Below are 23,552 nucleotides of genomic sequence, written 5' to 3' on the forward strand. Positions count from 1 at the left end.
AGTGGTAGAATAAAAACCGAATGGGGAAAGCCCAAAAAAAATGAAGGAGACGTTTAGAAAATGACTTTAACTAAACAACATAAAAAAGTTATCCTTGTTGGTGATGGTGCGGTAGGTTCATCTTACGCTTTTGCACTTGTTACTCAAGGAATCGCACAAGAACTTGGTATCATCGAAATCCCTCAATTATTTGAAAAAGCGGTTGGTGATGCAGAAGACCTTAGCCATGCCCTTGCCTTCACTTCACCTAAGAAGATCTATGCTGCTAAGTACGAAGACTGTGCGGATGCGGACTTAGTTGTTATTACAGCAGGCGCTCCTCAAAAACCAGGCGAAACTCGTCTTGACCTCGTTGGTAAAAACCTTGCCATCAACAAATCAATCGTTGAACAAGTTGTTGCTTCTGGTTTCGACGGTATCTTCCTTGTTGCTGCTAACCCAGTTGACGTTTTGACTTACTCAACTTGGAAATTCTCAGGTTTCCCTAAAGAACGTGTTATCGGTTCAGGTACTTCACTTGACTCAGCTCGTTTCCGTCAAGCACTTGCTGAAAAAATCGGCGTTGATGCTCGTTCAGTTCACGCCTACATCATGGGTGAACACGGTGACTCAGAGTTCGCTGTTTGGTCACACGCTAACGTTGCCGGTGTAAAATTGGAACAATGGTTGCAAGCTAACCGTGACTTGGATGAAGCTGACCTTGTAGATCTCTTCATCTCTGTACGTGATGCTGCTTACTCAATCATCAACAAGAAAGGGGCTACTTACTACGGTATCGCCGTTGCCCTTGCACGTATTACTCGTGCCATCCTTGATGATGAAAATGCTGTACTTCCACTTTCAGTCTTCCAAGAAGGACAATACGGAGTTGAGAACGTCTTTATCGGTCAACCAGCGATCGTTGGTGCGCACGGTATCGTTCGTCCAGTAAACATCCCATTGAACGACGCTGAAACACAAAAAATGCAAGCATCTGCAAAAGAATTGCAAGCAATTATCGATGAAGCATGGAAGAACCCAGAATTCCAAGCAGCTTCTAAAAACTAAACAAAACGTTAAACACCATGTCTTAGGACATGGTGTTTTCTTGATCTCATTATTATGAAATCCTAGAGAGCCCTGAGAGCCCAATCCTGCTCTTAAAAACTCACTGCTATCTTTCCCGTCAAAAAAAAGAGAGCCTCAAGGCTCTCCTATCGTCATCCACCCTGAGAGAATCGAACTCCCATCTCAAGAACCGGAATCTTACGTGATATCCATTACACTAAGGGTGGCAACTATGATAGTATATCAAAAATTCGAGCATTTTACAAGTAAAAAAAGCTTGCCTAAGCAAGCTTTTTAAGTTGATTACAATTCAATATCACCAAACAAGTCAGCCATTGAGAATCCAGTTTGAGTTTCTGGAAGTTCAAAGTCACGTTTTTCTTGTTTTGGACGACGTGGACGTTGTTGACGTTTTTCTTGTTTTTCGCCTTCTTCTTGAGCTGGACGTTCTTCAAGAGCTTTGATAGAAAGTGATACACGTTCATCAGCAGCATTTACTTCAAGAACTTTAACAGTTACTTCTTGTCCAACTTTAAGCACATCTTTTGGATTTTCAACACGTTTGTGTGAAATTTGTGAGATGTGTACAAGTCCATCGATACCTGGCAACACTTCAACGAATGCACCGAAGTCAGTCAAACGTTTAACAGTACCTTCGATGACATCACCAGCAGCCAATTTTTGTTCTACGCCATCCCATGGTCCAGGTGTTGTAGCTTTCAATGAAAGTGATACGCGACCTTCTTCTTCGTTCAAGTCAAGGACTTTCACTTCGATTTCTTCACCAACAGTTACAACTGATTTAGGTGAAACGTTGCGTTCGTGTGACAATTCAGTCAAGTGAACCAATCCATCAACACCACCAAGATCGATGAAAGCACCGAAGCTAGTGATACGAGCAACTTTACCAGTTACAACGTCACCAACGTTCAATTTACCGAATACTTCAGCGCGAGCTGCAGCTGATGCAGCTTCAACAACTTCACGACGAGAAAGGATGAAGCGGTTTTCTTTTGCGTCAACTTCTTTGATTTTAGCATCAAATTCTTGACCTACGAAACGTTCAGTGTTACGTACAAAACGAGTATCAAGCATTGAAGCTGGAATAAATCCACGAAGTCCTTCAAATTCTACTGAAAGTCCGCCTTTAACAGCGCGAGTTCCTTTAACAGTAACAACTTCTTCTTCACGTCCGACCAATTTGTCCCATGCTTTGCGAGCTTCCAAACGTTTTTTAGATACAAGGTAAGTTACTGTATCAGTATCTTTACCAACTACTTGACGAAGAACAAGCAATTCAAGTGTTTCACCTGGTTTAACCAAGTCATTGATGTCAGCATCACGATCGTTTGTCAATTCGCGAAGAGTCAAGACACCTTCGACACCAGTTCCAGAGATTGCAACGTTAGCTTGTGTAGCGTCAACTGTCAAAACTTCAGCAGTAACAACATCACCTGGCTCAACTTGGCTAACACTGTTTAGCAAATCTTCAAATTCATTCATCTAAAAAATCCTCCAACAATCAAGTTTTCTAAACTTGACATACTTATAATTATTTTTCCTAAGCAAGCACTCGCAACGAAATCAAAATGATCTACAACGACATCTTCATATAAAGAAATAAAATACCTGAGCAGATATTTTACCACCTTATCTGATATTACCTAGAACTGGGGTAGCTGGATTCGAACCAACGCATGAGGGAGTCAAAGTCCCTTGCCTTACCGCTTGGCTATACCCCAAAAGTGAAATGGAGAGAGAGGGATTCGAACCCCCGAACCCGAAGGAGCGGATTTACAGTCCGCCGCGTTTAGCCTCTTCGCTATCTCTCCAAGCAAATCAACAGACACAATTATACCATTGATTTCATGAAAATGCAACCCCTTATTTGTTCAAATTATAATTTTCGATGGCACTTTCCACTGCTTTTTCAAGGGATTTAAAAAGACTATCTACGGATCCGTTTTTCACAAGAGCAAACTGAGCACCCATATCAGCAATCTCAGCAATAGCCTTTTTTCCAATCGTTAATTGGTAGCCATCAAAGGTTTCTTTACCTACAAGCACTTTACTATCTGCAATTTGAATTTCAATTTTTTTATCTTTCTTACTCATTCTTCCACCTCATTTCAACCCCTTTATTTTACAAAATTTTTCACATGCTTGCAAGCCGAAAATGTTTAATGATTAAATTATTTCATTTCGCAGCTATCTGCTTCTGGCAAAAAAAGAGAGAGTGGGACAGAAATCGGTCATTCGTTAGAATTCGATTTCGTCGTTTCACCTCCGCACAGTTGAGTAGGGCTGTAATAGCTGATGAAATCAGCGTAGTAGAGCCCACTCAACCACTGCGTCTTGCTCGACAATCCAAAGACAATTGAGAGGCTAGGACTTTTGTCCCAGCCTCTCTCATACTTGGTTTATTCAGTTACCTTGAAAATCCATCCTTCTGGCGCTTCAATATCACCAAACTGGATGCCCGTTAATTCATCATACAGCTTGCGGGTAACCGGCCCTACTTCCGTTTCTGAATAGAAGACATGGAAGTCATCTCCGTGCTGAACTCCTCCGATTGGTGAAATAACTGCGGCAGTTCCACAAGCACCTGCTTCAACAAATCGGTCTAAGTTATCGATTGGGACATCCCCTTCGATTGGTGTCAAACCAAGACGGTGCTCTGCGAGATAGAGCAAGGAATACTTGGTAATGGATGGCAGAATAGATGGGCTAAGTGGCGTCACAAACTCATTATCAGCTGTGATCCCAAAGAAGTTAGCAGATCCCACTTCTTCAATCTTGGTGTGGGTTGCAGGATCCAAGTAGATCACGTCTGAGAAGTTTCGAGACTTAGCTAATTTACCAGGTAAGAGGCTAGCGGCATAGTTTCCACCGACTTTCGCTGCACCTGTCCCATGGGGAGCTGCCCGGTCATAGTCGTCTTGGATCAAGAAGTTGGTTGGAACCAAGCCACCCTTGAAGTAGTTTCCGACGGGCATAGCAAAGATCGTAAAGATGTATTCCTCTGCTGGCTTCACCCCAATGATATCTCCAACCCCAATCAACAATGGACGAAGATAGAGGGTTCCACCTGTTCCATATGGTGGGACATATTCTTCATTGGCACGCACTACTGCTTTACAAGCTTCCACAAACATGTCCGTTGGAACTTGAGGCATAAGCAAGCGATCTGCAGTCCGTTGAAGGCGTTTGGCATTTTCATCAGGACGGAACAATTGAATGCTGCCATCTTTTGTCCGGTAGGCTTTCAGCCCCTCAAAAGCTTGCTGTCCATAGTGCAAACTTGGAGAAGATTCCGAAATATGAAGAGTGGCATCTTCGGATAGTTCTCCATTTTCCCAGGCACCATTACGATAATAGGCGATGTAGCGGTAAGGTAATTTCATATAAGAAAATCCAAGATTTTCCCAATCAAGTGATACTGTCATGTCAGTTTTCCTTCTTCCATTCAAGACTTGCTAAATAGCAAGAGCCACCACAAAGGATGACTTTATTCATGTACTCTATTTTACACCATTTCATGAGAATTTCAAGTGAAATTTGCAATTTTCAGAAAATTTATCGAGCAAAAAAATTAGCCATAAACTGGCTAATTTTGTTTTTATTTAATTCTAGCAGTAAAGACTTCTTGATCAGAAATTTGATCATTGACAAAAGAACCATTGCTAGTTCGTTCTGACAAGCTGAGTTGAGTAACATCCACTTCTGTCACCTGACCTGTTGTCGAGGTAATCTGAAGAATTTGATCTTGCTCTCCCACTTCTTCTTGGCTAGTAAAGAGATCAAAATCGCCCTGGTCAGTGAAGACTGGACCTGCCTTAAAGACGCGGTGTGGTTTAGACTTCAGTTCACGCAGGACCTGTAGGCCACGTTTGGCACGGCTGGTCACAGGAATATCATCTTGTGACATTCGTTTGAGGCTGCCTCGCTGGGTCAGGATATACATGCTTGGTGTCGTTGACTTAAAGACGGCCATAACTTGATCCCCGTCTTTGAGGTTAATGGCTTTAACACCTGCTGCTTTGGCCCCTACCACTGGAACCTCTTCAATATTGAATCGGAGGCCATAACCATTCTTAGTAATGATCATGATGTCCTCGAGGACCACTGGTGCAACCGCTACGATACGGTCCTCTTGGTCCTTCAGTTTAGCGTACTTAGTTGATTTAGAACGATAGGTCCGCCATGGGCTCAATTCCTTGCGTTCAAAACGCTTGATTTGGCCTTGTTGGGTAGCTGCAAAGTAGGTCACTCCTTCAAACTGATCCACAATCTCCGCAAAAAGAATTTCTTCTTCCTGCTCGAAATTGGTCAAGGTCTGACTAAGGTGCTCCCCGATGTCCTTCCACTTGGTATCTGCCAATTCATGAACAGGTCGATAGATGGCATTTCCCAAGTTGGTAAAGAGCAAAAGATGCTGGGTGGTCTTAGCAGGCTCTACGAAAATCAATTCATCGTCGTCCCGCTTACCGACTTCTTCCACTGTCGACGCATTGAAGGAACGAGGAGAGGTCCGTTTAATGTAACCCGCACGGGTCACGCTGACGAAGGTTTCCTCTTCAACGATCAGACTAGCTGTATCGATCTCAATCGTTTTAGCAGTGTCTTGCAACTCACTACGACGCGGGTTACCAAAGAGCTTCTTGACTTCACGCAATTCCTTCTTCATGAGGTTAAACATAGTCCGTTCATCCCCAATGATAGCTGCTAAAGTCGCGATTTGCTCCTTGAGACTGGCATGCTCTTCTTCCAAGGTCACGATATCCGTATTGGTCAAGCGGTACAATTGCAAGGTGACAATAGCTTCTGCTTGTTCTTCCGTGAAATCGTAGCTGACCTTGAGGTTTTCCTTAGCATCTGCCTTGTTATCGGAAGCTCGGATCAAGGCAATCACTTCATCGAGGATAGAAATGACGCGGATCAAGCCCTCTACGATGTGGAGGCGTCGTTCTGCCTTTTCCTTATCAAAGCGTGAGCGAGCGACAATGATATCCCGACGGTGAGCAATGTAGCTAGAGAGAATCGGTACGATCCCAACCTGACGTGGTGTGTAGTTATCAATCGCCACCATATTGAAGTTGTAGTTGACCTGCAAGTCTGTGTACTTGAACAAGTAGTTCAAGATTAGATCAGCATTGGCATCTTTCTTCAACTCAATGGCAATGCGAAGACCATCTCGGTCAGACTCATCCCGGACTTCCGCAATACCGGCCACCTTGTTGTTAACACGGACATCGTCGATCTTCTTGACCAAAACAGCCTTGTTGATCTCATAAGGGATTTCGGTAACGACGATTTGCTGCTTACCACCTTTGAGTTGCTCGATTTCTGTCTTAGAGCGGACAACCACCCGGCCCTTACCAGTTTCATAGGCTTTCTTAATCTCATCACGCCCTTGGATAATGGCACCAGTCGGGAAGTCAGGCCCAGGTAGAAACTCCATGAGCTTGTCTACCTTGGCAGATGGATGGTCGATCATGTAGACCACGGCATCGATGACTTCAGCGAGATTATGTGGCGGAATATCTGTCGCGTAACCAGCTGAAATTCCTGTAGCTCCATTGACCAAAAGGTTTGGAAAGGCCGCCGGCAAAACAGTTGGCTCTTTTTCTGTATCGTCAAAGTTCCAGGCAAAGGGCACTGTGTTCTTTTCGATATCTTGCAAAAGATAACCAGCGATTTCGGACAAACGCGCTTCCGTATAACGCATGGCCGCTGGTGGATCACCGTCCATGGAGCCATTGTTTCCGTGCATTTCGACTAGGATCTCGCGGTTCTTCCAGTCTTGAGACATACGGACCATGGCATCATAGATAGAAGAATCCCCGTGAGGGTGAAAATTCCCCATGATATTTCCGACAGACTTGGCAGACTTGCGGTAGCCCTTGTCATGGGTATTGCCATCCTTATTCATAGAATAAAGAATCCGCCGTTGAACAGGTTTCAAGCCATCCCGAATATCAGGAAGAGCCCGTTCTTGAATAATGTATTTGGAGTAGCGACCAAAGCGCTCTCCCATGATGTCCTCCAAGGACATATTTTGGATATTACTCATATAGGATACAAAGCCCGTAAAATACAAAGTGAAAATAGGAAATTCTTGCAGTGAGCCATGCTCACAAGAGAATTTATCTTTTTCACACAGTATTTAGGGCGTGTTCAACTCCTTTCAAAGAATGTAGAGTAGATTTTTTTAGAAAAAGGAATTCAGTTACTACAAGTAACTAAACTATCCTTTCTGTATTTTAAAGTGTTTAAAATAGATTATTGAATCAATGATTTGACAGTTTCTCTTCAGCATAAGCTATCATCTTCTCAGCCTCTTCCTGATCGTAGGCAAATCCCATCTTTTTGGCCAGGCTTTGAGCTTCTCGATCAAAAACATTCATGGTAGCAAACAAGGACTGGCTGACCTTCTCTATACTAGATAGATTTAGCAGAGCTGAGAACTCCTTCTCTTTCTCAGCTGGGAGATAGTGAAAGAGGTATTTGTAGTTCTTTCCGATATCAACTGCTCCCCTATCACTTGTCACCTGCCAAGCAAAGACCTTGAGGAGTTCTTGCTGGCAAATGCCATAGAGGTGATCCGTCGCATAGATGAGCTGATTTCTTCGAATGGCCTTTACGACATAAGCCGATACCCACCAAAATTCATTGCAGGATGCTGCAAATTCCTCTTCAGTAGGCGGAGCGGTCCAATAGCGCTTGGAATTAGGCTGATAGGCTTCAAACAAACCTTTGTCGTCTTTTATAACTTCAAAATTTGCTTCGCTGTCCACCCACTTTTGGATATACTCCTTGGGGCAGAGGGTTAAATCAATGCGATTGCCATCTTCAAAGAGCATAAGATAAAGATGACGGTGTCCTAGAATAACATTTTGCTCAATGATGCGTTTGCCGAACTGGTCTAGCCAAGATAAATCAGATATCAAGTCCTCCAGATTCTCAACTATATAGACCACATCGTAATCTTGAAACTCATCTTTGGGTGCCAAAGGATTCGTTCGGGATCCGGATAAAGCAATTGCTTCTACTTCTAGAGTATCAGCTATTTGCAAGATCAGATCCATCATTATTGTCTCAGTTCTCATCTTCTACTCCTTCATCACTTATAGATCCTTGGAATTGTTGGTTTTTATCAAAATATAGATAAACAGATGGAAGAAACGATAGAATCGCAATCATAAGTTTCGCAAAATGGATGTTGATGACCACCTTAATAAATTGACCTTGAACTTTAAAAATCATCAAATGCATAAAGATGCTAGCAAGGAGATAGATTCCTAAAATCAGAGAGGCTTTCAATAATTGGTGGTTATAAACAGAATAGAGACGTATGCCACTATAAACTAGGGATGCATATAACAAAGGCAAGTAAAACGTCACCAATACTATGATAATTGACATATGCCCTTCAAATTTCTTAGAGGGATAATCACTGATTGCATTCATGGTAAAAATCTCTGCAAGAGGGAAAAAATACCCTAAAAAACGGACCTTTGACCTATTTTTTTTAATAGCAATATAAATAAAGGTAGCGACTAATAGAACCGGTAAGAATGGGAAAGTAGAGAAAGCTATAGGTAATAAGATATCATTCATTTCATACCTTCCTACGATTCTGGCTAATGATCAAATATATAGCCGGCAGATAAGAGAGAGCAAGAGATAGGAACATTAACCCGATCATCACGCTTCTATGCCGCAAGAATTCTTCCGACATACTAGCCATAACCTGATAAAAAAGGACAGCACTCGCTAGATAAGAGAGGATGATCAGGATGATTTTCCATCCATATTTAGGAAAAACGGAAAAAAATCGGATGACATGATAAAGCAAGGCAATCACAACCAAGGGAACACCAAGAGCTATGACCATCAGTTGAACAGCAAAAGCTACCAGCATGAAGGGAAGCGCTCTCTCAACAATGTCGAAAGAATCAAACTGAACCACACAATAAGTCATGACTGTCAAACAGATTGGATAATACAAGCCATAAAATTTTTTCTTTTTCCAATTTAGCCAGAAGGCGATGAAGATGGATAGAAATAAGACAATATACAATTGGTAAAAATGATTGAATGTAGAAATTAAATAATCCATATTTTTTCACCTTCTAGTTGCGTCCTACTGATCTTGCTCAAAATGATAGAGATAAAGAGGTGGCAGATAGGAAACCAGAATCATCAAAATAATGACTACGAATATAAACTGATGGAGCTGAAATAGCATCACCACATACAAGCCCAGAAGAGGACCTATAAGATAGGTTAGGAAAATCAAAAGTCCCTTCCGCAGATTTTTCTTATAAACAAAGCACAGACGAATCAGTGTGTAGACTAAGGCTCCTATTATCAAGGGAAAGCCATATAAAATCATGAGAATAAACGCCTCTAAAGAACCATATTCTGGGTCACTAAAATTAGATTCTAGTACCTTTAGCATGCATAGCGTAAAGACTACCGGCGCATACAAGCCTAACAGTCTAATTCTTCGGCGATTCATGTAAAATGCAAGAAAGACAGATGGTAAAGAGACTAAGAAAATATAACCAATATAACCAAAATAAGCCAAATCATTCTTAATCACCACTCACACTCCTTAAAACGCAGTCGTTTCTTCCAGGGTAAACTTAACGTTATCTTCGATCCATTGACGGCGTGGTGCAGCCTTATCGCCCATGAGGACGGAGACACGGCGTTCTGCACGCGCCAAGTCATCAATGGTGACACGGATCAAGGTGCGGGTTTCAGGGTTCATGGTGGTTTCCCAAAGCTGGTCTGCATTCATCTCCCCCAATCCTTTGTAACGTTGGAGGGTTGCCCCACGGCCAAAAGTTCGCCGTAGGTCTTCCAATTCACTGTCTGTCCAGGCATAAGCCACTTCTTCTTTCTTCCCTTTACCTTTCGACATCTTATAAAGAGGAGGCATGGCGATATAGACACGTCCTGCTTCGACCAAGGGACGCATATAGCGATAGAAGAAAGTTAGGAGAAGGGTCTGAATGTGGGCCCCATCCGTATCCGCATCGGTCATGATAATAATCTTGTCATAATTGGCATCTTCAATCGTAAAGTCAGCACCAACTCCTGCACCAATGGTGTAGATCATGGTGTTGATTTCCTCGTTCTTGAGGATATCACTCATATTGGCCTTCTCAGTATTAAGAACCTTCCCACGAAGTGGAAGAATGGCCTGGAACTTGCGGTCCCGTCCTTGTTTGGCAGAACCACCGGCTGAGTCTCCTTCGACTAGATAGAGTTCATTCTTGGCAGGATTCTTGGACTGAGCTGGCGTCAATTTACCAGATAAGAGCCCCTTGTCCTTCTTGTTCTTCTTGCCATTTCGACTCTCATCCCGCGCCTTCCGAGCTGCTTCACGCGCATCCCGGGCCTTGATAGCCTTGCGGATCAGATTGGAAGCCAACTCCCCATTCTCCATGAGAAAGAAGGTCAACTTATCCGCGACAATCCCGTCAACAACTGGTCGAGCAAGTGGACTTCCTAGTTTGTCCTTAGTCTGCCCTTCAAACTGCAAATGAGCTTCTGGCACCAAGATCGAAAGAACGGCGGAAAGACCTTCGCGATAGTCGGATCCCTCTAGGTTCTTGTCTTTTTCTTTGAGAAGACCCGTCTTTCTTGCATAGTCGTTCATAGCCTTGGTAATGGCTGTCTTCAGTCCTGTCTCGTGGGTTCCCCCATCCTTGGTGCGGACATTATTAACGAAGGACAAGATGTTGTCAGAGTAGCCATCATTGTATTGGAGAGCAACTTCTACTTGGAAGCCTTCTGATTCCCCATTAAAGTAGAGAACGGGCGTCAAGGTTTCCTTATCTTCGTTCAAGTACTCAACGAAATCCTGAACACCATTCTCGTAATGGAAGGCGACGTAGTTGTCTTCTTCCTTACGAAGGTCTGTCAGCGTCAGTGTCACGTCCTTAAGCAAGAAGGCTGATTCTTTGATCCGCTCAGCAATGGTATTAAACTTGAAATCAGTTGTTGAGAAGATGGTTGGATCCGGCATGAAGGTGACCTTGGTTCCTGTCTTAGACTTGGAAGCCGACCCAATCTTCTCAAGAGTAGTAACAGGCTTCCCACCATTTTCAAAACGTTGCTTGTAGACAGCTCCATCACGAGTAATTTCTACCTCTAACCAGCTAGAAAGGGCGTTCACGACCGAAGATCCCACCCCGTGGAGACCACCAGAAGTCTTATAACCACCTTGACCAAACTTTCCTCCAGCATGGAGGACGGTAAAGATGACTTCAACGGTTGGTTTGCCCATAGCATGCATCCCGGTCGGCATTCCCCGACCTTGGTCTGCTACAGATAGGGACCCGTCTTTGTTGATGGTAACGTCAATTTGAGAACCAAAACCAGATAAGGCTTCATCGACCGCATTGTCGACAATTTCCCAGACCAAATGGTGAAGTCCATTTCCATCTGTCGATCCGATATACATCCCTGGACGTTTACGGACCGCATCCAACCCTTCTAGTACCTGAATGGCATCGTCATTGTAATTATTAATGTTGATTTCCTTTTTAGACACAAGGAACCTCCTGTTTGTTCATCTTTTCTATATTACAGTTTTTTAGGAAATTTTGCAAAATTTTTCTTTCTTCTCCCCCTTTAACTTGGCTATTTAAGTGCGATTGATTCAAACCAACTATCCGATGTGACAAATCAGCTAGATATTTTCTTTTTCATTCAAAGCATTTTTGATATAATGAAACTATGATGAAAACAATTCTTTTACTCGTATTAGCATACTTATTAGGTTCTATCCCTTCTGGTTTGTGGATAGGAAAAGCCTTCTTTAACATTAATCTACGTGAACACGGTTCTGGAAATACAGGGACTACCAATACCTTCCGAATCCTAGGGACGAAGGCTGGTCTGGTTGTCTTTGCGGTTGATTTCCTCAAAGGAACCTTGGCTGTTTTATTGCCGACTATTTTTGGGGTTACAGGGATTTCTCCAATGGTCTTTGGACTTCTCGCCGTCCTTGGCCACACCTTCCCTATTTTTGCCAACTTTAAAGGAGGCAAGGCAGTCGCAACCAGTGCTGGGGTTCTCATTGGATTCTCTCCCGTTTTCCTCATCCTCTTAGCCATCTATTTCTTTGCTAGTCTCTATTTAACCAGCATGATTTCTTTTTCAAGTGTAACGGTTGCGATTTTGGCTAGTTTAGGAGTACTCATCCTCCCATTGACTGGCTGGATCTTTCCAAGCTATGACCTGATTTTCACCCTTATTGTCCTCGCTTTAGCCACCTTGATTATCGTCCGCCACAAGGACAATATCAAACGCATCCTCAACAAGAATGAAAATATTATCTCTTGGGGAAAAAATATCACCCATCAAAAACAAAAAGACTAGAGTCAAATCTCTAGTTTTTTTATATTCAATAATAGAAGGTCTTTGGAAGAAAGCAAACAGGAGTCTCCCCTCCACTTCTTCTATAACTTCACTTTCAAGAGTCTCTCTATTTCTTGATAAAGAATCTTTGTCGGCTGGTAGGCTTTGCTTTTCTGAGCGAGAGCTTTTAGGTGCGACCAATCTTCTCGAGAAACCAATTCATTAAATAAGCGCAAGACTTCGGATTCTGTCTTTTTACGAGAGACCAAACCAATTTGGAATAACTCAGCCCGAACCGCATTGTCAAACTGGTCATAGTCCTGGGGCAATATCAGACTTGGAATCCCATGATCAATACAACCCATCAAGATCCCCGCACCTGCATGATGAATGGCAAAATCCATCTGTTCCAAAACATCTGAATATGGAAGATAATCAAAGATCAAAAGATTCTCCGACAACATCTTGGGTGGATTCTCCAAACCATTAGGGTCGCCTAAGGTTACGTAAAAGACATAGTCAGGATGTTCTTGGCTCAAAAGCTTTGCAAACTCTATCATCCGCTCTTTTTCCCACTTTAAATGGGTCCCACAGGTAACGAGGACCCGCTTTTTAGAGCTAGTGAAATACTGCTTCTGCTCTTGAGGAAGCCGATCAAAAGATAAACAGCGATAACCAATCCATTTGAGCTGGGATGGAAAATCGTCTCGAAACTCCAACTCTCTCATGCCCAGAGCTAAGATTGAATAGGGAGAATAGATGGCTTCTGTCCCATCTTCACGGTACAATTTGAAATCCTCTAGGGTATCGAGATTCTTCTTAACCAGCGCAAGTCCAACTTTCTTTGCCAGACGGATGACTCGCCTACCCAGAGCATCTCTCCACTTGTAGAAGGTTCCCTGGTGCGGTTTCCAGCCACCTAGATAAGCAGGTGTTGTCGTGCGACTTTCAATCGCTACTGGACTTGGAATGGTCGTAATCCAGGGAATGCCCAAACGATCTGCTAAAACTCCAGCAGGAGCTGCTACAAAATCTGCAATAACCAAGTCAGGGCTTCCCTCAGAGTCCCAAATTCGATTTATTTCGTCGAAAACTTCAGGGACCAGTCTGCTATTGGCCATTAATTGTTGGTACATGATCAATAGATTTGCTTGCTTTGATGTATTGGCTATATCTTCCATCACTGTCGGACGATCAGGAAACAAGGCAAGGCAGTCAAAACCAATCTGCTCAACCAATGCCTTTTTCTGAAAACCTGTAATAACACGGATCTGAAAACGCGGATCCTCCAGCAAGGGTTTCACCAGGGTCAAGGTTGGAAACAAATGGCCACTAAAGGGGACGCTAATCACATCGATTTTTATCACTTTTTCTAATCCAGTCATAGATGATTCCTTTCACATCTTCTCTGTACTCATAGCTATAATGATCCGTATCCACTTGAATATCCGCTGAGTGGCGATCCAGAATACGTGAATAAGGATCTTTCTTTCCTTTGATGACCAGTAGCTCTAGTTCTTTTTGATTTAAGAGAAGATGGGAAACCGGGCCAAGCGCTATCACGCGCAATCTTGGAAGGGTGACCTGATTCCCTAAACTTCTGAGCCACTGGGTCAGCATATTGACCCCTGAACTCTTACAAACAAGAACCACTTCCTGCGCTTCCAACAAGGGAGACAAGTGCTCCTGTAACAACTTTTGGAAACGAAGGTTCAAAATCGTATGCCAATAGTAGATGATATTGGATGCAGAAGCTGACAAGAGGGATACTTGTGGAGACTTTATATGTTCAAAATCTTGATTGAAGGGAAAATTACTGGCTACCACTGTATAGCCGGATGGACAAATCGCATGGAGGAGGTCTAGTTGTCCAGCTGTCAGCCCGGCACAAGTAATATCACTGCTCCCACTAAGAAAGAGAACCAAGCGATCAGAGTCTAGCATGGTCTGATTAGGTGACAAGGCAGACAAACGGTCCAGATAGGACTTCATCTTACTCATAACGAATCTTTCCATCCGTCACTCGAATCTTCCGCCCCCGCCAATGAATCACAGGAGGTGTCATTAGAACATAGACAAACAGCCAAGGAAGCAGGAGATCATTCAGCACTTCGTAGGTGACTTCATCCAAGTATAAGCGATTGGTTAGAATGCTTTGTCGATAGAGGAGCATCCAAACTGCCTTAAATACCAGTAAGCTTAAGGCTAGAAGAAGATAAGGCCAACCTAAAAACAGACTTAAGATCAAACCTGGAAGAGGTAGAAAACTCGGTAAACCTATGAGGCTAAACAGCTTCCAGTCCATGTGTTCTTTGAGATAGATAGAGCTAAAGAGAAGCCACCGCTTCATCTGGAGCAGGTATTGCTTAGCGTTTTTTATAGTGGTTCGAACATTACAGGTAACCCGCGTTTGGATAATGGATACTCCTTTACTCCTTAAAAAATCGGCCACAGCTAAATCATCACATAGATAGTCCTTAATCGCTGTGAAGAGCCCCTGATCTTTTGCAAGTTCTACCGGTAGGATATAAAACATCCCGTTGATGGAGTGATTCGCCTTAACTTCTGCCATGGTAAAATAGGTAATAAAGGAATTGCCATTAACGAATGCCGCAACCAGCTTGGACCAGAAATTACTTCTTTCTTGATTATAGGGAATACCTGTCAGAATGACCTCTTGACCCAGATAGGCAGTCAGCTCACCCATTTTAGAAAAATCAATCACACTATCATCGTCCAAAACAATTAGATAAGGCCGTGTCAGCTCCTCTACAACCTGCTCAATCTTGTAACTCTTGGGATTAATCCCCTGAGGGACGTCTTCGATGAGAAAGATTCGAATGCGTTGGGCAAAGGAAGCATCTTGGCAAATCTGATCTGCTACTCGCTGGGTTTCTGTATCAGACTGGTCAATCAACCAGTAGAATTCCACTGCTTCTGTTTGCTGGAGATTGGCCTGCAAATCATTCGCTAAACGAGGATCCCCAGAAAGGATGGGTTGGACCACTGTAAAAAGCTCTTCTGGGAAGTCTGCAATATGAGACTGGCCTTTTTTATAATAAATGAAGGACAGCAACCAACGGATGAGAAATAAGAGAAGATAAGCAAGGCCTAAAAATATAAATATAAATTTCATCTATTAAGTCCCTTTCGTAAATACCTTGCAAGGAGACGAATGATCCATCTTTGAGGAAGCAGACGACCTAGCAAAACGAGCAAGCGATAGCGAAGGCCGATAACAGCATAGGAAGTATCTCTTTCTATGAATCGAATCAACTGCTGAGCGACTTTCTCAGGCTTCATCTGCAAGCGACTTCCTCCCAATGCTTCTTTTAGTTTAGGAGAAAAAATGCCTGTTTGGACTGGTCCAAGAATATAGAGACCTAGCTGGACCGGAGAATCTAATTGACTTAGTTCCTCCTGGAGAGCAAGAGTGTAGGTCTGCAAGGCAGCCTTGCTGGAACTGTAGGCTGCTAGATAGGGATGAGGATAAAGGGCAGCCAGAGAAGACAGCTGGACCAGCTGAATCTTCTGATGTTTCTGCACTACCTTCTTGATTAGGTGGACAGGAGCATGGTAATTGATTTGCCAGAGATCTTGCTCACTGGCTGAATCAAGGTCACTTCCACGGGAAAAATAGGCTAGTCCCGCACAATTGACAAGAAGATCTGCATCTAGGTCCTCTACAAAAGCTTCTAGAGACTTTTGATCTAGCATATCTAATATTACGGTTGACAGCTGCGCCTTGCTCCCAGTTAGTTCCTCTTGGACTTGGGAGAGTTTGTCTGGATCACGTCCTACTAAGACCAGATAATCCAGACTTCTTGCCAATTCTTTCGCTAGCTGACGGCCAATCCCCCCTGTAGCCCCTAAAATGATCGCTTTTTTTATAGTATCTTCTATCTTCATAGCTCTAGTGTACCAAATTTCGATTAGATAGAAAACTCCTACTTCTATTCTTCCACCTTAAGGTACAATCCATACCTTTAAACAATGAGAATGTCACTTTAAATCATTGAAGTAAGGATTGAAATAGTTTATAATAGCTTGAATACAAAATAATTGAGGGGTTTTTATGAAATTATATTCCTACGACTATGTACTGAGTCAGATTAGCCAGCAAAATTGGGTCATGGTGATCATGTCCATTCTCTTAGTGTTGGTAACGGCTTTTTTTGTCTTTAAGGCATATAAGGATAAACGTGGAAGTAAGTTCCGTGAATTGTCTATTATTTCTGTCTTAATCTTAGTAGCCGTTGTTTTGATTGGCATTTCAAATTCTCAAAACAATCAGTCTAATGACAATCAATTCCGCTCTTCCCTACACTTTATCGAAGTTGTTTCAAAAGAATTAGGTGTAGATAAAGAAGATGTCTATGTCAATACTTCGGATACGACCGACGGAGCTATTATCAAGGTAGACAAGCAATTCTATCGTGCGATTAGCGGAACAGACCCAGATAGCTATTTACTTGAAAAAATGGACTTATATAAAACAGATGTAGAACTGGTGGAGGTTGAAAAATGATAAGCTTTTTTGCTACAATTGCAATTAAATTGGCCTTCGGGCTTCTTTCTCTTGTTTTTGTTATTAACGTAACAGGAAAAGGAAATTTAGCGCCAAGTTCTGCAGTAGACCAAATACAGAACTTTGTTCTCGGGGGTATTATCGGCGGGGTCATCTACAATAGCTCGATTACCATCCTTCAATATGTCGTCATCCTCATCATCTGGACGATTTTGATTCTGTCACTCAAATGGCTTAATACCAATGTTTACTTCATCAAACATCTGATTGATGGAAAACCAACTATTATCATAAAAAACGGAAAATTAGATCCAGAAGCTTGTCGCTCAAAAGGCCTTTCTGCTTCTGACGTCGCTCTTAAGTTGCGCTCTCAAGGGGTCTTCCAATTGAAAGAAGTCAAAAGAGCCATCATCGAACAAAATGGCCAACTCATAATCGTTCGAATGGGAGATGAAAATCCCAAATACCCAATCATTACAGATGGTGTAGTCCAAGTAGAAATCTTAGAGACCATCGGTAAAACTGAAGAATGGCTTATGGCAGAACTGAATAAAAAAGGATTTGAAAATGTCGATGACATCTTTATCGCTGAGTACGACAAGGGTGAGATTAATGTCGTGACTTATTAAAGTTGGAAATCAGCTATTCGATAAAATAGACAAGTAAAAGGTCGTTACGAACTGTAACGACCTTTTTTCTATCTTTTAATAGTACTCCCCTTGGCGGTAGTTCCAAGAGTTGAAATGATCAGATAAGTGCATCATGATCTTGTCGATATCCAATCCCTTACGAATCACAACTGGGCAAGTATTGACAGAACGGCTACCTGCTCCTTGTTCTGGGATGAGTTTTCCTTCTGCATCAACCATAGAAACCATCACTCCTTGTTCATAGCGAGTTTCAATAGTCTTGTCTGGTTGGATAGAGGCTACATAATCATCGGCTTCGATGACCAAATCCACGGCACCTTCGATTCGCTCTCCGATTCCCTCGACTTTCCCACGATTTCCTTTACCAGATGGGTTAGCTGAAGAGGCATAAACCATTTTGCCTTCTTTTTCCCACATTTCTTTGGCGATTTGCTCACCAGCTTTACCGAATTTGATGACAAAACAGCTGGTTCCACGAACATCTGTCATGAGTTCTTCACGTCCATCGCCGAAGGCTTGTAATTTGGCATAGGCATCTTCACGCCAAGGAAGGATACAACCAAGCAAGATATCTTCATCCCAATGTTTTTGGTAGAAGGCTTCGATTTCAGGATTCAATTGCGCAAGGGCACGAAGTTCATCCATACTTCCGCAAAGAACGACACCTGGTTTGTTGCGGTTACGTTCTTTGGCTTCAAACTTGCGTTCCAAGCCAGCCTTGTCGCTGGTCATGATGATGTAGCCGACTTTGGTAGGGCAGACGATACAACCACCCTCGCCTTTAAGAATGTCAAATCCTTCTTGTGAAAGTGTTCCGTCCCATTGAATGTGTTTTGTCATAAATTTCGTCCTCTTCTATTTCTTTTTTTCTATTCTATCAAAATTCCAAAAAAGCTTCAATATATTTTCTGAAAATTCTTAATTAACTATACAATTTTTATTGCCAATAGGCGGGCCGATTCTTCTCATAAGCAGCAATCAAGTCCTCGTATTGGAGGGTAATCCCAATATCATCTAGACCGTTGAGTAATTTGTTCTTCCAATCCCCATCGATCTCAAAGCTAAATTCTCCAACAGGCGAGATGATCTTCTGCTCTTCCAAATCCACCGTTACCTCATCTGTCGGCTTCAAGCTTGCCAGCTTTTGACGAACCTCTAAAGGCTGGACTATTGGTAGCATCCCATTATTGAGTTCATTATTGTAATGGATATCTCCAAAAGAGCCGGCGATAACGACTTTAAAGCCATAATCAGCTAAAGCCCAGGCTGCGTGCTCCCGAGAAGAACCAGCCCCAAAATTGTCGCCAGTAATCAAGATGGTTGCCTTGCTGTATTCTGGTTTGTTAAAGATAAATTCTGGATCCTCGGTGTATTGATCATCCAAGTAGCGCCAAGCGTACATGAGGTATTTACCAAAGCCTTTTTTATCAATCAGCTTTAAAAATTGCTTGGGGAGGATTTGGTCGGTATCGATATTATCGTTCATCAAAGGAACCGTAGTTCCCGTATAAATGGTAAATTTCTCCATGATTCCTCCTTTTACTCAACTTCTGGCATTTGGCGCACATCGACAAAGCGACCGGCTATTGCTGCTGCAGCGGCCATTGCGGGGCTACAGAGATGGGTCTTAGCCCCAAATCCTTGGCGGTCTTCAAAGTTTCGGTTGCTAGTAGAGGCACAGTGGACGCCATCCGGCACCTTGTCTGGATTCATCCCGAGACACATAGAGCATCCTGGATCACGCCATTCAAAGCCAGCATCCAGAAAGATCTTATCCAAACCCATTTTTTCCGCTGCTCGTTTGACAGGACGGGAACCTGGAACTACGATGGCGGTTAAATTAGGGGCAATTTTCTTCCCTTCTACGAAACGGGCAGCCAGCTGCAAATCGCTGAGTCTGGCATTGGTACAAGATCCGATAAAGATATAGCCCAACTCGATGTCTGAAGCCTTTTGACCTGGTTGGAGATCCATGTAGGCATAGGCCCGTTCATCATTCATATCCCGAATTTCTGGGAAGGCTGTTTCCACGTCGACTCCCATAGAAGGGTTGGTCCCCCAGGTCACCATGGGTGCTAACTGGGATACATCGATGGTGATGACTCTATCATATGTCGCATCGTTGTCACTGACCAGGGACTGCCAATCGGCTACTGCAGCTTCAAAATCTTTTGGCACACATTCACGACCACGGAGATAGTCAAAAGTCGTCTCATCTGGATTCATAATCCCCATCTTAGAGCCGAATTCAATGGACATATTGCAGATGGTCATCCGCTCTTCCATGGTGAGGCTATCGATTGCTTCCCCTCTATACTCGACCACATGGCCAACCCCACAGGCTACGCCATAACGAGCAATCAAGGCCAAAATATAGTCCTTGGCATAAATCCCCTTCTGAGGCTTTCCAGTAAACTCGACCAAGAGCTTCTTCGGTTTGACCTGCCAGATGGTCTGAGTCGCAAAGACATGCTCCACCTCACTGGTCCCAATTCCAAAGGCAATGGCGCCGAAAGCTCCATGGGTCGCCGTATGGCTGTCTCCACAGACAATGAACTTTCCAGGCTGGGTACGTCCTGTTTCAGGACCAACCATATGGACAATTCCCTGTTTTTCTGAACCATGACCTGCATGATCGATCCCAAAGTCCTTGACATTTTCAGCTAATTTATCAATCTGAGCCTTGGAAATCACATCCCGGATATCATAAATGTTAACAGTCGGGACATTGTGATCAAAGGTTCCAAAGGTTAAATCTGGTCTCCGAACCCTTCTACCAGTGTCTCTAAGCCCTTGAAAAGCCTGGGGACTGGTCACCTCGTGGATATAGTGTTGGTCCACATACATGAGTTGGGGCTGGCCTTCCTCACCGGTCACTACATGCCGTTCCCAGATTTTATCAAAAATTGATTTTCCTGCCATCCTTACCTCCATAAAGCGTAGAGTGTGTAAAGTGTGAGAAGGGTTCCTAAGAGCCAGGTGACCTTAAAATACCACTTCTGTGTCTTGTGATGAAAGAGTAGCCCTCCTATCCACGCTCCTAGCCCTCCAACTGCAAAAGCATAAAAGAGCAAGGTCTTTTCTGGTATCCGCCAAGTATTTCTTTTGGCCTTTTCCTTATCAACTCCGTAGAGAATCCCTACGAAGAGATTCCATAGAAGGATCAAGCCAGTAATCATTCCTTTTACACTCATAAGCGTTTTATAATCTCTTCTGTCATTTCTTTTGTCGAAGCACTGCCTCCTAGGTCTCTCGTAAAGATCCCTGCAGCAAGAGTAGCTTCCACTGCTTTTTCAATGCGGCTAGCATCTTCTTCTCGATCAAAGCTTTCTCGCATCATCATGGCAACAGAGAGGATCATCGAGACTGGATTCGCCACGCCTTGACCTGCAATATCTGGAGCTGATCCATGAATAGGCTCATACATGCTTGAACCTGATTCTGAATGGCTAGCCGATGGCATGACCCCAAGAGTGCCAGACAAGACACTGGACTCGTCTGAGAGGATATCACCAAAGAGGTTTTCCGTCACGATGACATCAAAGCGAGAAGGATTGGTAATCATGAGCATGGCTGCTGAGTCTACCAACTGGTGCTCCAAGGTCACATCTGGAAAGTCTTGAGCCACTCGATCAGCTACTTTTCTCCAAAGTTTGGAGGTTGCGAGGACATTTTGTTTATCAATGCTGGTGACTTTCTTGCGACGTCCCCGCGCAATCTCAAAAGCCTTCCGCACGATTCGCTCCACTTCTTCAACTGAGTAGTCGTTGATATCCCGTGCTTGATTTTCTTCTAAGATATGCTCTCCGAAGTAGATCCCGCCGGTGAGCTCGCGAACTACTACGAAATCCACACCATGGATGCGCTCCTCCTTCAAAGGAGAGAGGTGCTTGAGGGAGTCGTAAATCTTGACCGGACGAATGTTAGCATAAAGGTTGAGCTCCTTACGAAGAGCTAACAAGCCTTGCTCCGGACGAATCGGTGATTGGTCATACTGAGGACATCCGATAGCCGCTAAGAGAATGGCATCCGCTTCCTTTGTAGCTTCTAGAGTAGAAGCTGGTAGAGGATGACCAGCCACATCAATCCCTGCTCCCCCAAATGGATGATCTTGGACTGAATAGTCAAAATTTGTTTTTTCTGCCACTGCTTTCAGCACGGACAGGCCAGCCTCCATGATCTCTGGTCCAATCCCGTCTCCAGCTAGGGCGACAATCTTCTTCGTCATAGTGTTCTCCTTTAAGCATCTGGTAGATCACGATAGGATACAATGTGACCGATCTCTCCAGCATTCTCTTTTTGCACCAAGGTATTGGCATTGATATAGGCAATCGCTGACGCCTTCAATACGTCAAAGTCTAAACCAGAAGCATTAAAGATGGTATCCGTCGCTTCGTTTTCAACAGTGACCAGTACACGCGCTTGGGCATCAATCCCATCTGTCACCGCATCAATAGTGTAGGAAGTCAGACGAACTTCTTGATGGAAGAATTGATCAATAGCATTAAAGATTGCTTCCACTGAACCTTGACCTTTGGCAAGGTATTCAAGAATTTCACCATTTTCATTTTTCAGACTGACTGCTGCAGTGATGCTTTCATCTTCATTGGTTGTGAGACGAAGATCATCAAAGTGGAAGCCTTCTGGATTTTCCACTGCTGTACCGGCAACAAGGGCGCGGATATCGGCATCAGTGATCTCGTGTTTCTTGTCTGCCAGAGATTTGAACTTAGCAAACAATGGCTGGATGTCTTCTTCTGTGAATTCCAGTCCCAACTCATGCAGTTTTTCTACAAAGGCATGGCGACCAGACAATTTTCCAAGAGGGAGGCTATTGCTCTTGACACCCACCAACTCAGGAGTGATGATTTCATAGGTAAGAGGATTTTTAAGGACTCCATCCTGGTGAATCCCAGACTCGTGTGAGAAGGCATTGCCGCCAACCACTGCCTTGTTTTTAGGAATTGGAATCCCAGAGTAACGAGAGACCAACTCAGAGGTGTTGATGGTTTCATTAAGGACAATCGGACTCTCCACTTGGAAATAGTCTTCGCGAATATTAAGGGCGACCGCTACTTCTTCAAGTGCAGCATTTCCAGCCCGTTCCCCGATGCCATTGATGGTTCCTTCGACACGACCAGCTCCATTCTTGACAGCGGCGAGGCTATTAGCCACCGCCATTCCTAGATCATCATGGCAATGAGGGGAATAGATAATCTCACGATCTGTCTTGACATGGTCGATCAAGTATTTGAAAATAGCTCCGTACTCTGCTGGTGTCGTGAAACCGACTGTGTCAGGAATATTGATGTAGCTAGCACCAGCATCGACTGCAGTCTGGACAACTTGCAAGAGGAAATCCAATTCCGTCCGTGTCGCATCTTCGGGCGAGAATTCAACAACTTCAAACTTAGAACGCGCATAAGAAACGTGTTCCTTGATCGCTGCAAGAATTTCTTCCTTGGTCTTGTTGAGTTTAAACTCCCGGTGAATGGGACTCGTTGCGATAAAGACGTGAACTTGCGGATACTTGGCATCTTTCAAGGCTTCATAGCAAGCATCGATATCGGATTTAACGGAGCGAGCCAAACCTGTCACGGCTGTCTTGGTCAAGACCTTTGCAATCTCCTGCACAGCTGTGAAGGAATCCGGACTAGCTGCAGGAAAACCTGCTTCAATAGCAGAAATGCCCCATTTTTCCAATTGCTTGGCAATGGCAATCTTTTCTTTAATGGAGAAATTGACTCCTGGAGTCTGTTCACCGTCCCGAAGACTGGTATCTAAAAATTCAACTTTACGCATAGGGTCTCCTCTTTTCTAAACATAGTGAATAAAATAAAAACATCTCGCCAGTTACCTAAGCGAGATGTTTTGTTACTCCCGCTTGGTATGCCAAACAGGACTAATGCTTTTGCACTAGCCCGAGTACCTCAACAACAAAGCAAATT

General features: G+C 43.5%; 23 protein-coding genes and 3 tRNA genes. 4 read left to right on the top strand and 22 right to left on the bottom strand.

From position 1 onward, the window contains the following. Window positions 1–60: 60 nt before the first annotated feature. Window positions 61–1,047, top strand: coding sequence for an L-lactate dehydrogenase (locus ABT997_RS02595; protein ID WP_061563935.1), 987 nt, complete (start codon window positions 61–63; stop codon window positions 1,045–1,047). A gap of 155 nt (window positions 1,048–1,202) precedes the next feature. Here the strand turns inward: ABT997_RS02595 and ABT997_RS02600 are convergent. The 12 genes from ABT997_RS02600 to parE all read right to left on the bottom strand — a co-directional run bounded on the left by ABT997_RS02600 (window position 1,203) and on the right by parE (window position 11,617). Beyond that, window positions 1,203–1,274, bottom strand: a tRNA-Arg gene (locus tag ABT997_RS02600). Window positions 1,275–1,350: 76 nt separating this feature from the next. Further along, window positions 1,351–2,550 (bottom strand): 30S ribosomal protein S1, encoded by a 1,200-nt coding sequence (rpsA, locus tag ABT997_RS02605; protein ID WP_006596419.1) that lies wholly within the window; start codon window positions 2,548–2,550, stop codon window positions 1,351–1,353. A 167-nt stretch (window positions 2,551–2,717) separates the two neighbouring features. Beyond that, window positions 2,718–2,789 (bottom strand) — tRNA-Gln (locus ABT997_RS02610). Between the two features lie 9 nt (window positions 2,790–2,798). Continuing rightward, window positions 2,799–2,879, bottom strand: a tRNA-Tyr gene (locus ABT997_RS02615). A gap of 52 nt (window positions 2,880–2,931) precedes the next feature. Then, window positions 2,932–3,162, bottom strand: coding sequence for a DUF2969 domain-containing protein (locus ABT997_RS02620; RefSeq protein ID WP_023023146.1), 231 nt, complete (start codon window positions 3,160–3,162; stop codon window positions 2,932–2,934). Window positions 3,163–3,467: 305 nt separating this feature from the next. Further along, window positions 3,468–4,493 carry a branched-chain amino acid aminotransferase gene (locus ABT997_RS02625; protein WP_350018649.1) on the bottom strand — a complete coding sequence of 342 codons (1,026 nt, stop codon included), beginning with the start codon at window positions 4,491–4,493 and terminating at the stop codon, window positions 3,468–3,470. A 173-nt stretch (window positions 4,494–4,666) separates the two neighbouring features. Continuing rightward, complete coding sequence (parC, locus tag ABT997_RS02630; RefSeq protein ID WP_154852796.1) at window positions 4,667–7,120, bottom strand: DNA topoisomerase IV subunit A; 2,454 nt, start codon at window positions 7,118–7,120, stop codon at window positions 4,667–4,669. A 217-nt stretch (window positions 7,121–7,337) separates the two neighbouring features. Then, complete coding sequence (locus tag ABT997_RS02635) at window positions 7,338–8,156, bottom strand: aminoglycoside 6-adenylyltransferase (protein WP_154852792.1); 819 nt, start codon at window positions 8,154–8,156, stop codon at window positions 7,338–7,340. Then, window positions 8,146–8,667, bottom strand: a complete 522-nt coding sequence (locus ABT997_RS02640) for a hypothetical protein (RefSeq protein WP_154852789.1) — start codon at window positions 8,665–8,667, stop codon at window positions 8,146–8,148. Before ABT997_RS02640 ends, ABT997_RS02635 begins: the two co-directional genes overlap by 11 nt. A gap of 1 nt (window position 8,668) precedes the next feature. After that, window positions 8,669–9,169, bottom strand: coding sequence for a hypothetical protein (locus ABT997_RS02645; RefSeq protein WP_154852786.1), 501 nt, complete (start codon window positions 9,167–9,169; stop codon window positions 8,669–8,671). A 24-nt stretch (window positions 9,170–9,193) separates the two neighbouring features. Continuing rightward, window positions 9,194–9,655 carry a hypothetical protein gene (locus ABT997_RS02650; RefSeq protein ID WP_350018650.1) on the bottom strand — a complete coding sequence of 154 codons (462 nt, stop codon included), beginning with the start codon at window positions 9,653–9,655 and terminating at the stop codon, window positions 9,194–9,196. Window positions 9,656–9,667: 12 nt separating this feature from the next. Further along, the gene (parE, locus tag ABT997_RS02655) at window positions 9,668–11,617 is read right to left on the bottom strand and encodes a DNA topoisomerase IV subunit B (protein WP_154852783.1); all 1,950 of its coding nucleotides are present in this window, start codon (window positions 11,615–11,617) and stop codon (window positions 9,668–9,670) included. Between the two features lie 188 nt (window positions 11,618–11,805). On the opposite strand from parE, the gene plsY reads away from it, so the two are divergent. Further along, on the top strand, window positions 11,806–12,447 hold the full coding sequence (gene plsY, locus ABT997_RS02660) for a glycerol-3-phosphate 1-O-acyltransferase PlsY (protein WP_350018651.1): 642 nt from the start codon (window positions 11,806–11,808) through the stop codon (window positions 12,445–12,447). A gap of 80 nt (window positions 12,448–12,527) precedes the next feature. Here the strand turns inward: plsY and ABT997_RS02665 are convergent, their stop codons facing one another. From ABT997_RS02665 to ABT997_RS02680, 4 genes are read right to left on the bottom strand one after another with little or no spacing between them, the layout of a single operon-like run. Further along, on the bottom strand, window positions 12,528–13,811 hold the full coding sequence (locus tag ABT997_RS02665) for a nucleotide disphospho-sugar-binding domain-containing protein (protein ID WP_154852776.1): 1,284 nt from the start codon (window positions 13,809–13,811) through the stop codon (window positions 12,528–12,530). Continuing rightward, window positions 13,771–14,427 carry a hypothetical protein gene (locus ABT997_RS02670; RefSeq protein WP_350018652.1) on the bottom strand — a complete coding sequence of 219 codons (657 nt, stop codon included), beginning with the start codon at window positions 14,425–14,427 and terminating at the stop codon, window positions 13,771–13,773. The genes ABT997_RS02665 and ABT997_RS02670 overlap by 41 nt, the downstream gene beginning before the upstream one ends. After that, window positions 14,420–15,562: a glycosyltransferase gene (locus ABT997_RS02675; RefSeq protein WP_238656341.1), complete on the bottom strand. Its 1,143-nt coding sequence runs from the start codon at window positions 15,560–15,562 to the stop codon at window positions 14,420–14,422. The genes ABT997_RS02670 and ABT997_RS02675 overlap by 8 nt, the downstream gene beginning before the upstream one ends. After that, entirely contained in the window at window positions 15,559–16,335 is a 777-nt protein-coding gene (locus tag ABT997_RS02680) for an SDR family NAD(P)-dependent oxidoreductase (protein ID WP_350018653.1), read from the bottom strand. The genes ABT997_RS02675 and ABT997_RS02680 overlap by 4 nt, the downstream gene beginning before the upstream one ends. 166 nt (window positions 16,336–16,501) lie before the next feature. Here ABT997_RS02680 and ABT997_RS02685 point away from each other — a divergent pair, with 166 nt between their 5' ends. Together ABT997_RS02685 and ABT997_RS02690 are read left to right on the top strand one after the other, a co-directional pair. Continuing rightward, window positions 16,502–16,954, top strand: a complete 453-nt coding sequence (locus tag ABT997_RS02685; RefSeq protein ID WP_154852761.1) for a DUF3290 family protein — start codon at window positions 16,502–16,504, stop codon at window positions 16,952–16,954. Then, on the top strand, window positions 16,951–17,583 hold the full coding sequence (locus tag ABT997_RS02690) for a DUF421 domain-containing protein (RefSeq protein ID WP_154852758.1): 633 nt from the start codon (window positions 16,951–16,953) through the stop codon (window positions 17,581–17,583). Before ABT997_RS02685 ends, ABT997_RS02690 begins: the two co-directional genes overlap by 4 nt. 75 nt (window positions 17,584–17,658) lie before the next feature. Here the strand turns inward: ABT997_RS02690 and ABT997_RS02695 are convergent, their stop codons facing one another. From ABT997_RS02695 to ABT997_RS02720, 6 genes are all read right to left on the bottom strand, one after another. Continuing rightward, the gene (locus tag ABT997_RS02695; RefSeq protein ID WP_006596430.1) at window positions 17,659–18,444 is read right to left on the bottom strand and encodes an L-threonylcarbamoyladenylate synthase; all 786 of its coding nucleotides are present in this window, start codon (window positions 18,442–18,444) and stop codon (window positions 17,659–17,661) included. Between the two features lie 97 nt (window positions 18,445–18,541). Next, the gene (gene leuD, locus ABT997_RS02700; protein ID WP_006596431.1) at window positions 18,542–19,132 is read right to left on the bottom strand and encodes a 3-isopropylmalate dehydratase small subunit; all 591 of its coding nucleotides are present in this window, start codon (window positions 19,130–19,132) and stop codon (window positions 18,542–18,544) included. An 11-nt stretch (window positions 19,133–19,143) separates the two neighbouring features. Beyond that, window positions 19,144–20,526, bottom strand: coding sequence for a 3-isopropylmalate dehydratase large subunit (gene leuC / locus ABT997_RS02705; RefSeq protein ID WP_140813962.1), 1,383 nt, complete (start codon window positions 20,524–20,526; stop codon window positions 19,144–19,146). Window positions 20,527–20,528: 2 nt separating this feature from the next. Further along, a complete protein-coding gene (locus ABT997_RS02710) occupies window positions 20,529–20,798 on the bottom strand; it encodes a DUF1294 domain-containing protein (RefSeq protein ID WP_048689804.1) in 270 nt (89 codons plus the stop codon). Further along, window positions 20,795–21,832: a 3-isopropylmalate dehydrogenase gene (gene leuB, locus ABT997_RS02715; protein ID WP_129822097.1), complete on the bottom strand. Its 1,038-nt coding sequence runs from the start codon at window positions 21,830–21,832 to the stop codon at window positions 20,795–20,797. The genes ABT997_RS02710 and leuB overlap by 4 nt, the downstream gene beginning before the upstream one ends. An 11-nt stretch (window positions 21,833–21,843) precedes the next feature. Then, entirely contained in the window at window positions 21,844–23,406 is a 1,563-nt protein-coding gene (locus tag ABT997_RS02720) for a 2-isopropylmalate synthase (RefSeq protein WP_129822098.1), read from the bottom strand. Window positions 23,407–23,552: the final 146 nt, after the last annotated feature.

Source organism: Streptococcus australis (assembly GCF_040226615.1).
In the GTDB taxonomy this organism is placed as follows: Bacteria; Bacillota; Bacilli; order Lactobacillales; family Streptococcaceae; genus Streptococcus; species Streptococcus australis_E.

Excerpts from the sequence above, each read along its gene's own strand:
- ABT997_RS02595 (WP_061563935.1), top strand. The coding sequence starts at position 61 with ATGACTTTAACTAAACAACATAAAAAAGTTATCCTTGTTGGTGATGGT.
- rpsA (WP_006596419.1), bottom strand. The coding sequence starts at position 2,550 with ATGAATGAATTTGAAGATTTGCTAAACAGTGTTAGCCAAGTTGAGCCA.
- ABT997_RS02620 (WP_023023146.1), bottom strand. The coding sequence starts at position 3,162 with ATGAGTAAGAAAGATAAAAAAATTGAAATTCAAATTGCAGATAGTAAA.
- ABT997_RS02625 (WP_350018649.1), bottom strand. The coding sequence starts at position 4,493 with ATGACAGTATCACTTGATTGGGAAAATCTTGGATTTTCTTATATGAAA.
- parC (WP_154852796.1), bottom strand. The coding sequence starts at position 7,120 with ATGAGTAATATCCAAAATATGTCCTTGGAGGACATCATGGGAGAGCGC.
- ABT997_RS02635 (WP_154852792.1), bottom strand. The coding sequence starts at position 8,156 with ATGAGAACTGAGACAATAATGATGGATCTGATCTTGCAAATAGCTGAT.
- ABT997_RS02640 (WP_154852789.1), bottom strand. The coding sequence starts at position 8,667 with ATGAATGATATCTTATTACCTATAGCTTTCTCTACTTTCCCATTCTTA.
- ABT997_RS02645 (WP_154852786.1), bottom strand. The coding sequence starts at position 9,169 with ATGGATTATTTAATTTCTACATTCAATCATTTTTACCAATTGTATATT.
- plsY (WP_350018651.1), top strand. The coding sequence starts at position 11,806 with ATGAAAACAATTCTTTTACTCGTATTAGCATACTTATTAGGTTCTATC.
- ABT997_RS02665 (WP_154852776.1), bottom strand. The coding sequence starts at position 13,811 with ATGACTGGATTAGAAAAAGTGATAAAAATCGATGTGATTAGCGTCCCC.
- ABT997_RS02670 (WP_350018652.1), bottom strand. The coding sequence starts at position 14,427 with ATGAGTAAGATGAAGTCCTATCTGGACCGTTTGTCTGCCTTGTCACCT.
- ABT997_RS02675 (WP_238656341.1), bottom strand. The coding sequence starts at position 15,562 with ATGAAATTTATATTTATATTTTTAGGCCTTGCTTATCTTCTCTTATTT.
- ABT997_RS02680 (WP_350018653.1), bottom strand. The coding sequence starts at position 16,335 with ATGAAGATAGAAGATACTATAAAAAAAGCGATCATTTTAGGGGCTACA.
- ABT997_RS02685 (WP_154852761.1), top strand. The coding sequence starts at position 16,502 with ATGAAATTATATTCCTACGACTATGTACTGAGTCAGATTAGCCAGCAA.
- ABT997_RS02690 (WP_154852758.1), top strand. The coding sequence starts at position 16,951 with ATGATAAGCTTTTTTGCTACAATTGCAATTAAATTGGCCTTCGGGCTT.
- ABT997_RS02695 (WP_006596430.1), bottom strand. The coding sequence starts at position 18,444 with ATGACAAAACACATTCAATGGGACGGAACACTTTCACAAGAAGGATTT.
- leuD (WP_006596431.1), bottom strand. The coding sequence starts at position 19,132 with ATGGAGAAATTTACCATTTATACGGGAACTACGGTTCCTTTGATGAAC.
- leuC (WP_140813962.1), bottom strand. The coding sequence starts at position 20,526 with ATGGCAGGAAAATCAATTTTTGATAAAATCTGGGAACGGCATGTAGTG.
- ABT997_RS02710 (WP_048689804.1), bottom strand. The coding sequence starts at position 20,798 with ATGAGTGTAAAAGGAATGATTACTGGCTTGATCCTTCTATGGAATCTC.
- leuB (WP_129822097.1), bottom strand. The coding sequence starts at position 21,832 with ATGACGAAGAAGATTGTCGCCCTAGCTGGAGACGGGATTGGACCAGAG.
- ABT997_RS02720 (WP_129822098.1), bottom strand. The coding sequence starts at position 23,406 with ATGCGTAAAGTTGAATTTTTAGATACCAGTCTTCGGGACGGTGAACAG.